This is a genomic window from Nocardia sp. CA-290969, from assembly GCF_050936135.1.
Taxonomy (GTDB): Bacteria; Actinomycetota; Actinomycetes; order Mycobacteriales; family Mycobacteriaceae; genus Nocardia.
This window is the reverse complement of record NZ_JBNJNJ010000001.1, coordinates 7,668,982-7,683,981: the sequence shown is the minus strand read 5'-3', so window position 1 is coordinate 7,683,981 and position 15,000 is coordinate 7,668,982. Positions and strand designations below refer to the sequence as shown.

General features: G+C 68.9%; 11 protein-coding genes (1 of these 11 only partly in view). 10 read left to right on the top strand and 1 reads right to left on the bottom strand.

Translation table 11 applies throughout. The annotated features are described in order from the left end of the window. Positions 1–13 precede the first annotated feature (13 nt). Positions 14–2,194 (bottom strand): hypothetical protein, encoded by a 2,181-nt coding sequence (locus ACQEVO_RS35080; protein ID WP_432921743.1) that lies wholly within the window; start codon positions 2,192–2,194, stop codon positions 14–16. On the opposite strand from ACQEVO_RS35080, the gene ACQEVO_RS35075 reads away from it, so the two are divergent. From ACQEVO_RS35075 to ACQEVO_RS35030, 10 genes are all read left to right on the top strand, one after another. Next, the gene (locus ACQEVO_RS35075) at positions 2,193–2,414 is read left to right on the top strand and encodes a hypothetical protein (RefSeq protein WP_432921740.1); all 222 of its coding nucleotides are present in this window, start codon (positions 2,193–2,195) and stop codon (positions 2,412–2,414) included. The genes ACQEVO_RS35080 and ACQEVO_RS35075 overlap by 2 nt on opposite strands. A 145-nt stretch (positions 2,415–2,559) precedes the next feature. After that, positions 2,560–3,003 carry a GyrI-like domain-containing protein gene (locus tag ACQEVO_RS35070; RefSeq protein WP_432921737.1) on the top strand — a complete coding sequence of 148 codons (444 nt, stop codon included), beginning with the start codon at positions 2,560–2,562 and terminating at the stop codon, positions 3,001–3,003. Beyond that, a complete protein-coding gene (locus ACQEVO_RS35065; protein ID WP_432921734.1) occupies positions 3,000–3,455 on the top strand; it encodes a GyrI-like domain-containing protein in 456 nt (151 codons plus the stop codon). The genes ACQEVO_RS35070 and ACQEVO_RS35065 overlap by 4 nt, the downstream gene beginning before the upstream one ends. Positions 3,456–3,726: 271 nt before the next feature. Further along, positions 3,727–4,503 (top strand): hypothetical protein, encoded by a 777-nt coding sequence (locus tag ACQEVO_RS35060; RefSeq protein WP_432921731.1) that lies wholly within the window; start codon positions 3,727–3,729, stop codon positions 4,501–4,503. Further along, positions 4,493–6,637, top strand: a complete 2,145-nt coding sequence (locus ACQEVO_RS35055; protein WP_432921728.1) for an Rv1355c family protein — start codon at positions 4,493–4,495, stop codon at positions 6,635–6,637. The genes ACQEVO_RS35060 and ACQEVO_RS35055 overlap by 11 nt, the downstream gene beginning before the upstream one ends. 43 nt (positions 6,638–6,680) lie before the next feature. Beyond that, on the top strand, positions 6,681–8,507 hold the full coding sequence (locus tag ACQEVO_RS35050) for a bifunctional diguanylate cyclase/phosphodiesterase (RefSeq protein WP_432921724.1): 1,827 nt from the start codon (positions 6,681–6,683) through the stop codon (positions 8,505–8,507). Positions 8,508–8,596: 89 nt separating this feature from the next. Next, entirely contained in the window at positions 8,597–9,724 is a 1,128-nt protein-coding gene (locus ACQEVO_RS35045; RefSeq protein ID WP_432921720.1) for a glycosyltransferase, read from the top strand. Between the two features lie 246 nt (positions 9,725–9,970). Then, positions 9,971–11,377: a hypothetical protein gene (locus ACQEVO_RS35040; protein WP_432921717.1), complete on the top strand. Its 1,407-nt coding sequence runs from the start codon at positions 9,971–9,973 to the stop codon at positions 11,375–11,377. Then, positions 11,374–13,023, top strand: a complete 1,650-nt coding sequence (locus ACQEVO_RS35035; RefSeq protein WP_432921714.1) for a hypothetical protein — start codon at positions 11,374–11,376, stop codon at positions 13,021–13,023. The genes ACQEVO_RS35040 and ACQEVO_RS35035 overlap by 4 nt, the downstream gene beginning before the upstream one ends. A 9-nt stretch (positions 13,024–13,032) precedes the next feature. Next, a protein-coding gene (locus ACQEVO_RS35030) for a toxin glutamine deamidase domain-containing protein (protein WP_432921711.1) crosses the window boundary here: on the top strand, positions 13,033–15,000 show its 5' end (the start). The gene runs 25,659 nt beyond the window's last position; 1,968 of the gene's 27,627 nt are visible here — the first part of the coding sequence; the start codon lies at positions 13,033–13,035; the stop codon falls past the right edge of the window.

The window sequence follows — 15,000 nt, the reverse complement described above, 5'->3', positions numbered from 1 at the left end:
CTCGTTCGCACGATCACAGATCCCACGGATCCAGGCCGAACTCGGGCAGCGTGTGGTCCAGATTGGACAGTCGTTTGAGCGAGGCCGCGAGTTCGGCACGGTTCGCGTCGTTGGGGGCCGCGGAGTAGGCGCGGGCCGTCGCCAGATGCTCGGTCGCCACCTGATGGGCGATGGCGGTACGGGTCTCGCGGCCGACGTTGTTCCATTCCTCCGGACCGATATTCGCGCGCAGGGCCCGGTCGGAATCCCAGTGCTGCTGGACGCGGGCAATGAACCCTCGGTCGAGCAGTGCCCCGGGAGTGGGAGCGAGGGTGTGCCGGGCCAGGCTGTCGGCATCGCTGACGGCCTGCGCCGCGAACGCGGATTCCGCGTCCGTCCCGATATGGTTGAGCACCGCATTGCCCGCGGCGAGGGCCTTCTGCAACGGCGGGAATCCGTAAGGGTTGCGAGAGCGGGTGTCGCTGCGGGTCTGGCGGGCTCGCATATGGTGGTGGACCCGCTCGTGGCTCGCTCCGGCATCGATCAGGACGGCCGGCAACATTTCGGCGGGCACCCGGTTGTTGTCGAGATACTTCAGTGCGCGGTTGAGCCCGAGTTCGGTGTGGATACCCCCCCACGAATCGGCTTCCTGCCGTGCCAGCAGCCGCCAGTTCTGCCGGCCGAAGGCCCGCCACTGATGCCCTTCCAGCCGGCTGGCCGCGGTGGCGATACTCACCCGGTCGCTGCGCGTCTTCCCGAAGGCCAGCGGGTGCAGCGGGTTCAGCGTCCCGCCCGCCAACCAGGCGGTCAGCGGCGAGGCGTTGACGGTGTTGAGGGCGGCCAGGGCCGCGATCGTTCCCATACCGGAACCACCACCGGATCCCTTGCCGGCGCCGCCGCCCATCCCGAGCGCGGAACCGCCGGACCCCGCCGGCGCGCCCTGGACAGCGAGCGCGAACCGGTTCGCCACCCAGCCCGAGCCGCGGGTGAGACTCTTGGACAAACGGCCCATCTGGAGGATCGCCACGATTTCCACCACCGCGGCGATCACGATCACCGCGACCACCTGCCCTCGGGCCTGCTGGAACAGATTGCCCAGGAACAACAGGTAGACACCGACGAAAACGGTGTACGCGCACATCCGGGCCGCGGCGATACCCGAATTCACCAGATTGCGGACCAGGAAAGTCTGGGTGGGCCCGTAGACGAAACCACCGGCGGCGAACCCGAATATCGCCAGGAATCCCTGGTAGACGGCATCGAGCGCGGCCTTGATCAGCCGAACCGAGAGGATGACCGCGAACAACAGCAGGATCGCCGCCGATACCAGCAGCACCAGGCCGGTGCCGAGCTGACCGGCCCGCGGACGAGTCGCCGCGGCGGCCGCGGTGTCACCACAGGCGTCGAGGGCGCGCTGGGTCCGCTCGGTATCGCCGGCCGTCATCCCCGCCGACCACGCGGCGGCACAGGCGGACCGGTCGTCGACGATATGGCCGAAGTTCCACACCTGCACCGGCCGGCGCGCGAAATTGTCGGCCATCTGGACCTGCAGTGTGGACAGCTGCGCATCCGTGTCCGGTGCGGCGGATCCGTTCAAACCGGCGGCGATCGCAACGCCGACATCACGCCCGCGGGCGAGTACCCCGTCCGAGCCGAGCGCACCGGCCAGGGGTGCGGCGAGGAACAGCGGGCCCAGAATTGCCACGGCGAGCATGGTCAGCGTCTGGACCGCGGCCCGGCTGTGGAAACCGCGCACCGTGAACCAGGCCACGAAGAACGCGCCGATGGCCGCGGCCGTGATCAGGACGGCCGGCGTCGCGAGCTGGGCGGCGAGGGCGTCGGCCGTACCGCGCAGCGCGCCGGCGAACAGGTCGAGCCAGGCGAAGCTGAGGGCATAGCCGATGAACCAGATCGCGGTGGTCACGATGACCATGTATCCGACGAATTCCAGGCCGATCAGCGTCCACATGATCGTCGCGCCGGGGTCGAGCAACCCGCCGTGGTCGCTGACGAAGGAGTAATCGGCCAGACCCACACCGGCGGAATCCCGGATGTTCATCCAGGCAACCCCGTCCATCCGGCTCACTCCGGTGACCCCCGACCCGTCCTGCGCGACCGCGACCGCGCCCAGGCCCCCCGGGACAACGGTGAACACACCCAGCGCCGCGAGGCAGCACAGAATGCGCCGCCGCCAGGGTGCTGCTCTGCCGATCATGCTGGCATTGGTAATGACGCCGAATGAAGTTCAGCTGAACTGGCAGTGGCCGATCGTGCCTGCACCAGTGAATTACGAAACAATATCGGATGACGTACCCAGCGTTGAGAATACGGCTAAAATATGCGAACTTTCCTGCACGATGCGCCATTCCGAACAAGCTGATCGAATTACTCGACAATTGCTCAGCTGTGGCGACTTCACCGGTTCCGGTAGATGATGGTGGGTTTGCGGTGCGGCGCTCCGATCGGCGGCTACGGCGTGGCGGGCGGACCACCGCAACGGCCGCCGGTTGATAGCATGGCGACTCCGGCCGACCACCCGGTCGGCTTGTTCACCAGGAGACACCTCGAAAGAGTCGTTCCATGCAGTTTGAAATCGTCGAGCGGGACGAGACGTGGGTGGCCGGCCTTCCCGTACGCAGCCCCAAGCGCGCGCTCGGTGAACTACGCGACCGCGACCTCGAGGGAGCCTGGTCGTCGGTGCTGCATCACGAACTCGGTGGACCGCTGGCCACCGCGTACACCGACTACTCGCACGATCTGGGCACCTACAACACCCAGATCGTCGGCTACCGGTGCAGTTCGTTCGACGAGGTCACCCGCGGACATCTGGTGGCCCGGCTACCCCGCGGCACCTACGCGAAGTTCTCCTCGGTGGGCAATTTCCCGCAGATCTTGACCGGCCTGTGGGCACAGATCGCCTACGCCGAGGAACAACACCAGATAAGCCGCACCTTCACCGGCGATTTCGAGTTCTACCCACACGCTTACAAGATCGATATGTACCTGGCGGTCGAGCCGCGATGAGCTACACGATCGTGGTGCGCGGCCAGGCCCTGTACGCCGGTCTGGTGTTCCCGAAGGTCCGCCCCAGCTTCAAGGTGAGCAACAGCGAACTCATCGAGTTCCTCAAGGACCGGCTGCGGGAACGGGCGGCGGGATTGGCCGGATCGGCCGATTCGGAACGGCCCATGTACACCGTGTACGTCCGCACACCGACCGGAACCTACAACGCGCTGGTGTGTTTCGAATATCCCGAACCGGACGCCGCGCAGGTCGGTGACGTACTCGTCCGCGTACCGCGGGGCGTCTACGCACGGTTCGTTCCCAACGGCGATTACCACGATCCGGTAGAGGATGTCTGGGCGCAGGTCGACGACGCGACGGCCTCGGCCGAGATCACGCGCGCCTACCGCGAGGAGATCGAGATCTGGCACGGCTCGGAATCGGTGGAGCTGTTCATTTCGATCAGCGCGTAGCGGACACCCTGTACGATTAGTTGCCGGTTGTTAACCAAATGGGAACCAACCGGTCTGCTGGTAATCGACCATTCTTGAATCAACCGGCCTGACCTGCGATAACAGCGTGATCTCGGACCCGTTTTCGGAAGATTAACCAGAGTCCTGGTCAATTGTGTTTCCATGACGGATACTGCACTGGGCACGCCGATGAGCCGGGGCGTCGGACGAGCTGCTGGACAACAAAATCCCGTGCGCACACCTGTGCGCACGGCGAACGAGTAGGAACTGCATGACTGTCGAAACGATCGCAGTCGGCCAGGAAGACCACCCGTGCAAGGGCCGCACTGCGGGATTTCGCGACAACGTCTCCGGCTATGACATCTGCGCCACCACCCCCGACCACTCCCCCGAACTCTGGCGCCGCTACCTGGCGGGCGCTCGGGAAACCTACCGGCATTTCGGCAACGAACAGGCGCTGGAATTCGACAAGATGGCGGACGGCTCGTCCACAGCCCTGTTCTTCACGGCCACCGACAGCGCCGGCGAGGTGGTCGGCGGCCTCCGCGTCCAAGGCCCGTACACCTGGGTCTCGGAGGTTTCCTCCCTCCACCCCTGGGCCGGACGTCCCGGCGCGACGGATCTGAGCCGCATGATGGCCCGGCGTATCCCACGCGGTGTCGTCGAATCCCGGGCGCTCTGGGTCGGTCGCGACGCGGCGCGCCGGGGCGATCTCACCGCCGCGCTGTCGCGCTGTATCGCGCACGCGCCGCACCTGTTGGGCGCCCGCTACGGGTTCGCGACCGTGGCCTCGTTCACCGCCGAACGGCACCGTGCGAGCGGGGGCGTGGTCGCCGAGGCGATTACGCCGGTGCCCTACCCGGACGAGCGCTACCGCACCGTCCCGATTTGGTGGGATACCCGGACGTATCACATATTTGCCGATAAGTTGCAGTATCTGCTGATGCGTGGTGAACTTCGCGCAATGGGATTAGCTGAACCCAAGTCGCGGCGGCCCAACCGGCCGTTGCGCCACAGTGGGGAGGAATGCTGGGCTTATGGTCGGTGAAGCAGATCTCGGGGTGGAATATCGACCGCTGGTGCTCGATCCGGGCGATCCGGACGACGAGCGCGCCCTGGCGGGCCTGCGCGGCACGACGCATATCGAATTCAACGATCTGCGCGGATTGCTGGCCGCCGAATTCGGCCGGCTCAACGATCCGCCGGAAACCGGCGAGGGCTCGGCGGACGACCGCTGGGTGTACTACCCGTGGCGGCGCAGTGTCGTCGTCCTGCCCGGCCCGCGGACCTTCCGCGCCATCCGGCTCGACCGCAATCGCAACAAACTCACCCGCGCCGAACAGGAACGGCTGAGCACCCTCACGGTCGGCATCGTCGGCCAGAGCGTGGGGCACGCCATCGCCTACACGCTGGCCCAGGAGGGGGCATGCGGGGCACTGCGGCTCGCCGACTTCGACGAACTCGAACTGTCCAACCTCAACCGCGTCCCCGCGACACTGTTCGATATCGGCGTGAACAAGGCGATCGTCACGGCCCGCCGGATCGCCGAACTCGACCCCTACCTGCCGGTGGAGGTCCGCGGCGGCGGGGTGGATACCGATACCGTCGACGATTTCGTCGCCGGGCTGGGGATCGTGGTGGAGGAATGCGACTCCCTGGATATCAAACTGCTGGTCCGGGAAGCGGCCCGCCGCCGGAAACTACCGCTGATCATGGAGACCAGTGACCGGGGCCTGCTCGACGTGGAGCGCTTCGACCTGGAACCGGAACGCCGCCCGTTCCACGGGCTGCTCGGCGATACCGCGGTCACCCAGCTACGCGGCCTGTCCACCCGGGACAAGGCACCCTACGTCGTCGGGCTGCTCGGCGCGCGGGACCTGTCGGCACGGATGGCGGGCAGCCTGGTCGAGGTGGGGGAAACCCTGAACAGCTGGCCGCAGCTGGGTGGGGACGTCATGCTCGGCGCGGCCGGTGTCGCGACGGTGGTGCGCCGGATCGGACTGGGACGGCCGCTGCGTTCGGGCCGGACCCGCCTCGATATCGAGCAGGCGCTCGACGCACTCGCCGACCCGGATCTCGACCTCGACGAAGATGCCGCCGATCCCGAGCCCGAACAGCCGGCACGGGCACCCGTCGACCGGATTCTGGCCTGCGCGCAGCGGGCACCCTCGGGTGGCAATATTCAGCCCTGGTCGCTGCACACCGCGCCCGGCGAGATCAGAATCGCGCTGGACACCCGCTACACCACCGCGATGGATATCGGATACCGGGGCAGCGCCGTCGCGGTGGGTGCCGCTCTGTACAACGCCCGCGCCGCCGCAGCGGCCCATGAGCTGCTGGGTGCCCACGAATACCGCACAGCACCGGACACACCGCTGGCCGCGGTTCTGCATATCGGCACCGGCACGGACCCGGCGCTGGCCGCCGATTACCCCTACGCACTCGACCGCGAGACCAACCGCCGGCTCGGGTACGGCGGCCCGATCCCGGAGTCCGTCCTCGCCGATCTCGCCGCGGCCGCCGCGGCCGAAGGTGCGCGGATGCGGGCCGTCACCGAACCCCCGGGGTTGCGCGCGGCCGCCACACTGCTCGCCGAAGCCGACCGGGTCCGTTATCTCACCCCGCAGCTGCACCGGGAGATGTTCGCGGAGATGCGCCGGCCCACCGACGACCTCTCCGACGGAATCGATATCCGTTCGCTCGAACTCGCACCCGACGAACGCGCGGCCCTGGAGATCGGGCGACGCGCCGATGTGATGGCCCAGTTGCACAGCTGGTCGGCCGGGGCCGCGCTCGGTGATTACGCCCGTGACCGGGTACGTTCCAGCTCCGCAGTGGTAGCGGTGACCTTCCGCCGGGAATCCGGGGCCGAGGGCGGCGAGTTGGCCGGCTACGCCCGCGCCGGGGCGGGCGTACAGCGGCTGTGGATCCGGGCGCAGCGGGCCGGGCTGGCGGTGCAGCCGATGTCCCCGGTCTTCCTGTTTTCGCAAACCCGTACCGAACTGGATGCCCTTTCCCCGGCATACGGAAGTAGACTGTGCACACTTCAGGGTCGTTTCCTTGAACTACTGGAAGTGCCGGAACAGGAAAGCGTGGCGCTGGTACTACGCCTGAGTTACGCGGCAGCTGCCAGCGTGCGGAGCAGACGTCGCCCCTTATCGGGCACGAAGCCCCGCGGCTAGTGTGATCGGAGATCAGGTGCCTCGGCGGACACTCGACTCGCTGGTGACTGAGGTCGCCGCGGAGCTGATGGGCGTCGATTCGGCGACCATGGTGTCGGCGACCGAGCAGGTGCTGGCCATGCTGATCGACTACTTCGACGTGGACTTCAGCTACCTGCGGCACAACGATCCCAAGAACCGGTCCACGGTCCTGGTGGCCGAGTGGCCGCCGCGCCAGGACAAACCCGACCCGGACCCGCTCGAGGTCGTGTACTTCGACCAGGCCGATTCGGTGTTCCGGTCGCTGGAACACGCCACCGAACCGTTTCTGGTCCCGGCCAGCGCCGCCGACTACCAGCAGACCGTGCATTCCGCGTCCGGGCTCGGGGATATCAGTTCCGCGGCGGTACCGCTGGTATCGCGAGGTAAATCCACCGGGCTGCTCGGTTTCGTCAAGGTCGGCGACCGGGACTGGAGCAATCGCGAACTCAACGTCCTCAAGGCCATCGCCACCCTCTTCGCGCAACTGCAGGCACGAGTGGAGGCCGAGGAGCAGCTGCGTTTCATCGCCCTGCACGACGATCTGACCGGCCTGTCGAACCGGCGCGCCCTGATCGAACATATGGAACAGCGGTTGCAACCCGGCAGCCCCGGCCCGGTGGCGGCGTTCTTCCTCGACCTCGACCGCCTCAAGGCGCTCAACGATTTCCTCGGCCACACCGCGGGTGACAAGTTCATCCGCACCCTCTCCGAACGGTTGCAGGACAATCTCGACCCGCACGATATGATCGCCCGCCTCGGCGGCGACGAGTTCGTGATCGTGCCCGCCAAACCCATGGACACCGTGGCCGCCGAACACGAGGCCATCCGGATCCAGGAACTCATCAGCCGCCGGGTCACCGTAGGCGGTGAATCGGTGAGCCGCGGCGCCAGCGTGGGGGTCGCCGTCGGCATCCCCGGTGAGACCACGGTCGCCGATATCATGCGCCGCGCCGATCACGCCCTGCTGTCGGCCAAATCCGGCGGCGGCAACGGAGTCGCGCTGTTCACCGACGCCATGCGCGCCCAATTCGAACTCCAGGACGATGTGGAGCTCAACCTGCGCAGCGCTGTCGCCGACGGGTCGCTGATCCTGCACTACCAGCCCGAGGTCGATCTGCGCACCGGCCGGATCGTCGCCATGGAAGCCCTGGTGCGCTGGCTGCACCCGACCCGCGGGCTGCTGCCGCCCGGGGCGTTCGTCACCGTCGCCGAAGCCACCAATCTGGCCGGTGAGCTGGGCCGCTGGGTTATCCGCACCGCCTGCGCCCAGTTCGCGCAATGGCGGCGCCAGGGGCTGGCGAGCAATATGGTCATGCGGATCAACGTGTCCCCGGTACAGCTGGTGAGCCTGGATTTCGTGGAACGGATCGAGGACATCCTGCGACATTTCGGCATCGACGGCAGCTCGATCTGCCTGGAGATCACCGAACACGTGGTGGTCCAGGACCTCGCCCGCACCCAGGTCACGCTGCGGGGGCTCAAACGGATGGGCGTCCAGATCGCCATCGACGATTTCGGCACCGGCTACTCCTCACTGTCGCATCTGAAGGCACTGCCGGTGGACGCGGTGAAAATCGACCGCGGCTTCGTGCAGCGGCTCGGCGCCAGCACCGACGATCTGGCCATCGTGAAATCGATCATCGGCCTGGCCGGGTCGTTCGGGCTCGGCGTGGTCGGCGAGGGTGTGGAAACCCCGGTCGCCGCCCGCACCCTGGTGGGCCTGGGCTGTTACCGGGCGCAAGGGTTCCTCATCGCCCGGCCGCTGCCCGCCGACAAGGTCACCGAACATCTCAGCGTGGGCCGGATCCCGCTGAATCTCGACCTGCCCCGCTCCGGGCACACCCCGTAGCGGCCCGCACTTCAAATAAAACCCGTCGTTAACCGCGAGTTCAGCGGCCCGGTTCCGGCGGGCACCCGGCCCGCGTCACGATCGGCGGCGTGCGCATAGTGCAACTGGCGAACTTCTACGGCCCGCGGTCGGGGGGCCTGCGTACGGCACTGCACCATCTCGGTGAGGGGTACGTCGCCGCCGGACATGAGGTCGTCCTGATCGTCCCCGGCAGGCGCCGCGCCGAAGAGATCCTGCCGACCGGCGTACTGCGGATCACCCTGCCCGCCGTGAAGATTCCGTGGACCGGTGGCTACCGGGCCGCCGATCCGCACCGAGTCGCCGATACGCTGACCGGTCTGCGCCCGGACGTCCTCGAGGTCTCCGACCGCCTGACCCTGCGCGGTTTCGGGCGCTGGGCCCGCCGCCGGGACGTGACCGGGGTGATGATCTCCCACGAACGCCTGGACCGGCTGCTCGGCCAGATCATGCCGGACCGCTACGCCCGGCACTGCGCCGATATCGCCAATCGCCGCACGGCCGCCGAATACGACATGGTGGTCTGCACCACCGAATTCGCGCAGGCCGAGTTCCGGCGGATCGGCGCTCCGAATGTCGAAATGGTGCCGCTGGGCGTCGATCTGGACCTGTTCACCCCGAACCGACACGACCGCGGGCTGCGGGCCGATCTCGGGGTACCCGGTCAGCCGCTGCTGGTGCACTGCGGGCGGCTGTCGGTGGAAAAGCGGGCCGACCGCAGTATCGAGGCGATCGGCGAACTGCGGCGGGCCGGGGTGGACGCGCGGCTCGTGGTCGCCGGGGACGGCCCGCGCCGCGACGCGCTCGAACGGCGGGCCCGGTCGTTGCCCCCGCTGCCCGGCGGTCTGCCGGCGGTGCATTTCACCGGGTTCATCAGCGACCGGACGCAGGTGGCGACCCTGCTGGCCACCGCGGATATCTCACTCGCCCCCGGACCGCACGAAACCTTCGGACTGGCGGCCCTGGAAGCGCTGGCCGCGGGCACACCGGTGGTGGCGAGCCGGTCCTCGGCGCTGGCCGATATCGTCACCGCCGATTGCGGCGCCGTCGCCGCCGACGACCCCGCGGCCTTCGCGAACGCGGTCACCGATGTGCTGGCCCGGCCGCCCGCGCAGCGGCGCGGCGCGGCCCGGCAGCGCGCCGAACAGTTCACCTGGCCCGCAGCGGTATCCGGCATGCTCTCCGTCCTCGACCGCTGAATCCGCTGATCGCCGGTTCGGCCCCTGGTGGGTCGGGTAGCGGCCGGCGGAATCCGCCGGTTCGATCACTTTCCATGGTTGGCAAGGGGCGTGGGTTGCGCTCCGAGCCGGATTGCGCGATCTTCGTTCCGAGCGCGATCCTGTCCGGCACATCGCAGCAACGCAGGTTTTGCCGCCGAGCCTCTCCGGGGCAAGGGTGTGCAGGTCCGCTTGCTGGGCAGAGGTCCGCTGATATTGGAGTGTGCTGTGGTCGGTGCCGTGGGTGCGGAGCTCGCGGAGCTGGCCGATCGGATCGTCGCCGGGCTGCGTGAGCTCGCCCCGGCCGGACAGCAGCGGTTGGAAGCATCGTTCGCGATGACCGTTGTCGCCGAATCGGCATTGTTCGTAGCCGATGACGGCGACCACCTCGTCCGGTGTCAGGTGTCGGAGGCGGTGTGGGAGCCGGTACGCCGGCACCGGCAGCTGTCGGCCGAACTGGATAACGGGCCGTGGTGGCGGATGGTGGTGTACATCGATGCCGACGGGGCCGAGGTCGTCACCGACCAGGGCGCGGAGCCGTTTCCCGGTGAGCAACTGTTCGCGCCACAGGCGTATCTGGCCGATCTGGAGCGCTATCCGCGCAGCCGCTTACCCGTGTGGCTGGCTGCCTATATCGGGCGCGGCGAACCCCAATCGAGGTCGCCGCGCGCGGCCGCGGACGGTGTGCGCACGGATCGGGTTGCGGGCGTGCGGGCTGTGCCCGTGACCGGCGAATTGCCGGATCTGGCGGTGGTGTGGGCACGATGGGCGGTGCTGGGGGCGGCCTTCGTGGCGGCCGGATCGGAACGGGGACCGCGAATCGGCCCGTCGGTCGGGATCTTCGAGAGCGCGGGGCACAGCGGTTCGACGCTGACGCTGCTGCCCGGCGACCGGGCGGTGCTGTCGGGCGGCGTATGGGACGCGCCGATCCTGGATGCCGCCTACAACGGTGCCGGCGCGATGCCGAAATTGTTCGCGGGAGCTCCGGATTGGGTGGTCGACCCGGTGCTCAATCCGCGTGTCATGACCGGCATGCTGTCGTTTTGTTACTGGTGGGACCAGGGGCAATGGTTTCGAGGTGAATCCGCTCCGATAGCGGAATGCGCGGCAGCGTTGCCGGCCGTATGGACGACCGAAACGGTGGCCAAGGTGGTGGCCGGTGTGCTGGACGGCCCCGCACCGGACACCGCCGAACAGCTGGTGTCGGCCGCACAGGCCGCCGCGGTGACGCGCGCGGCGATCGTGCAGGTCGTAGGAGAGGATCCCGGGCGCGACGTCGACGGTGCCCTGTTCCAATTCGTGCTCGCCGGTCTGGTCGCCGGCGAGGTGGCCGGGATCCACGAAGCGGAGGCGCTGAACCTGGTCCGCGCCCACATTCGTGGCCGGGGCGACGATACGACCGGATACCCGCTCTCCACGTTGCGGGCCGAGCGGATCAGTGTGGGATGGATGGTGCGCTCACCGGTGCCGGACGGTGAAATAGCACTGGATCGGGCGGTGTTCTATGTCGCCGACGACGGTGTCGTGGAGCGGTCGAGCTCATCGGTGCCGTTGTCCGCCTTCATCGCCGATTTCGAGCGGCGGTTCCGGCTGCGGGTCGGTGGCCCGGGGGCACCGGTCAGAGGTGGGAGATGAGCGGCGAACTTCGCTTGGACCTGGCCGGCCTCCGCGAACGCGGCGCACAACTGGCCGAAATCGCCGATCGGGTGAAACAGACCCACACCGAGCTGCGGGACAGCCTGTCGCAGGCCGAAGGCAGCTGGGGCGACGACCATATGGGTCGCGCATTCGCCGAACAGTTCACACCGCACGCCGATCGAGTACTGGCCACCGTGCAGGCGATGGCCGAACACCTGCGCAACACTGCTGCCCGGACCGTCCAGGGCGCAGACGAGTTCACTGCGCAGGACGCCCAGGCCGCCGCGCGGGTGGCCGGCGCGGCCCGAGATCTGGATCCGGGATCGAATGAGCTCACCGAGCCGCGGCCCACGGGTGCAGCCGGTCCGGTTTCCCCTGTCGATGCCGGTCGGCCGGGCGCATCCGATCGCGTCGTGTCTTCGCCGGAACAGAGTTCTCCGGTGTATCCCACCGCCGGGGAGCAGTACTCCGGACAACAGCCGGCGGATGGTCGACAGCGGCCGAGTGGGACTCCGTCGCCGGAGGCAACCCCGGGGCGGGCCGTTCCGGGAGACGACCGGCAGCAACAGGCACCATGGAGTCGTTCTCGGCCCGAATCCGGTCCGGCGAGCAACGGCGCAGCCGACGCTCCCGGCCCGCGCTCTCCATCGTCCGCACCGCCACCATCCGCCGCGGTATCGCCCCCGCCGGTATCACCCCGGCCGGTGGCGCCCCCGCCGGTATCGAGCACGCCCGAGCGGTCGAGCGCGCCGAGACCGCCGGAGATGCCGCCCGGTAATCGCGCCACGACGCCTGCGGCACGGCGCGATACCCCATGGTCCGAGCAGCCCGGCCGGACGGCCGGCCCACCCCGGATGCCCGGCACAGCCGGAAACCCCGGAACACCCGAAAACCCCGCGGCGAGCCCGCGGCCCGGTGTCCCACCGCGACCGAACGCGCCGGCCGGCGAAAAGCCCCGCGAACCCGATCGGCGCGACCGCCGCGAGCAGCCCGGACCCGACCCCGCGGTCGAGCAGCTGGCACGTGAAGTGGCCGAGCGGCACGGTGTCCAGGTGACCGGGTTCGATACCCCCGGCCTCCGGCTTCCACCCGTACAGGAGTTCGTCACAGCACTGGACCGAGTGCTCACCGGCTATCCGATGATCACGCTGGACATCGTGGCGGTAGCCGAGCTCGCCGACGACGGCCCGGTCGGGTGGAGTTGTGAGACGCGCGGTGTCCAGGGCGATACCAGGTCGATAACGCTCGACCGTCGCGCCGCTCAGCAGGTGGCGGCCCCCACCCGAGCCGCGGAAACAGACGGGACAGCGTCGGCGGATATCTATCCGGCGACCCTGCGAGCCTTCGGCCGCGCTCTCGATGCCGCCGGTGGCGGTGTCGCCCGTCGACAGGTACAGCGTGTCCTGATCGCGGAGTACCTGGATACACAGCCGCGACCCCGACCGGCGCTCGCCGAGGTGGTTCGTGGCTATCGGGAGTGGCGTGCCGAATTGGCAGGAAGCCCCAGGATTGCGGGCGACTTCGATCTGGACGAGGCGCTCGGCGTCGCGTTCGCCGCGGTGGTCCAGAACGGCGCGGAAGCCGGTATCCAGGCGCGACTGATACATGCGGTGCTGGTCGCCGCGGCCACCCGGCCTGAGTAGGCCCCGGCGATGGACGGTTCGCTGTTCAGCCCGGTCGTGGAGCTGCGCAACGCCTTCGAAAGTCTGCCCGGTTTCCTGCGCACCCCGATCGAAATGGTGGCGTTCGGCGGCGAGCTGCCCCGCGCCGATATTTCCACGTTGCGGCGGATGGCCGATGAGCTGCGCGCCCGAAGCCTCGAGTTGGAGAACTACTCGAACGATATCGACGCCCTCCTGGCACAGGAGGATTCGGTAGGACAGCTGGCCGGGCAGCTACGCGAAACCTTGCGCGCGTACCGGAAGAGCGCGGCCGAGCTCAGCGGTGACGTGAACACCCTGGCCGATCAAGCGCACGGGGCAGCCAACGACGCCGAAAAGTGGCTGTGCGTGATGTTCGCCTTCGGAATCCACTTGGCGTGGCGGATCTTCGCTCTGATGAGCAGCGCCGCGGCGGCCGGTCCGGGCGGCGCGGTCGCGGCGGCCCCGGCAGTGGATGCCATGCTGGTCAAGGGACGAGCCGAGGTCGCTGTGATGCGCACCGGCTTGGAGCGGGCCATTCAGGCCGGAGGCGCGCAGGCAGCTGCCCGGCTCAGCGGTTTGAGCCCCGCGCAGTTCGCGACCATCCTGGCCAAGGCAGTTGCGCTACCCGTGGGTGTCGATGCGGGCGTGCAGGCAATGCAGGTTGCCACCGGCGATCGGACCACCGGCATCATCGGGTCGGACGGCACGAATCCCAGGGGAATCGACCTGGTGTCGATCGAGGTCGCGGCTTTGGCAGGCGCGGGCGGAGTAGCCGGCGGTATGGTCGCGGGCCGCTTCGCTCCGATGGTGTTTCCCCAGATCGCGAGCAGTCGTGTGGCGATGGGGCTGGTCCATGGATCGGCGGGGGCGATCGCGGGGCTGGGTGCGGCGTCGATGGTCGCCGGCTGGCCGCAGCATTACGAGCAGGTGCTGGCGCCGCTGCTCAACGGCGCCTTCGCCGGCGGCGTGTACGCCCGCGGCGCCGCCCGTCCGGTGGCGATGGACGGCAGCGCGACCTTCACACCGCCCGATACGGTCCCGGCAGCGCGCGGCGGGGACACCGCGACGGCTCGGCCATCCGTCGCGGCGGCTCGGCCATCCGTCGAGGTGTCACCCGAGTCGAAACGCGGGTGGGCGGACGCGAAGCGCGCATGGGCCGCGGCTCCGGAGACTGCGCGGACCGACAGTGTGCGCGGCAGCGCACCCGGCGAAAGCGCCGGGAAGGCCGGCGGCGCGGAGTCTGCGCGGTCCGCAGGTGCGCGCAGTGAGGCGCCCGGCGAAAACGCCGGGAAGGCCACGAGTACGACGACCGTGCGCGCCGGCGAGGGTCCGGGCACAACCACCGTCGTGGCAGCCACTCGACCGGACGGACCGCAGACCGCTGTCCGTGCCGCGACGTCCGACGCCGCCCCGGCACGGCCCGCGGCACCGTCCGAAGCGGCCGCTCCGGGGGAGCGCCCGCAGCCTGAGCGAACGGTCGCGGCCGGGAAATCGACCGCGCCGCGAACGGTCGAGGCGGCGGGAGAAACCGCGCCGCCGCCGAAAATCCCGGAAGGCACCGCGGCGCGACCCGCCGGCGATGCGCCCGAAAGAATCGGTATCCCCGCCGACCCCGACTCACCGGCGAAGGCCGAACACCGCCCGGCCGGCGAACACACCGCTGTCGCGGACGGCGACGGCAACCAGCCCCCGGCACGGCCGCATCCGCCCGCCGACGCCGAGACCGGATCGCCGCCGGGCATTCGCGACGAACAGGGATCATCGGGGAGCAGCGAGCACACGCCTGCCCAGCGCGAGGCGACCGCCGATCCCGACGGTCCCGGGGAGACCGCCGGGCCGCCCAGCGATCGCGACCGAGCGGTCGAGCTGGTGAACGACTTCCAGAAGAGTTCCGGAGAGCACATCCCGGAGAGTCAGCGCCTCCACAATCTGCCGGACGAGGTGGTGCGGGCCGGGCTGTTCGACAGCGATCCGCAA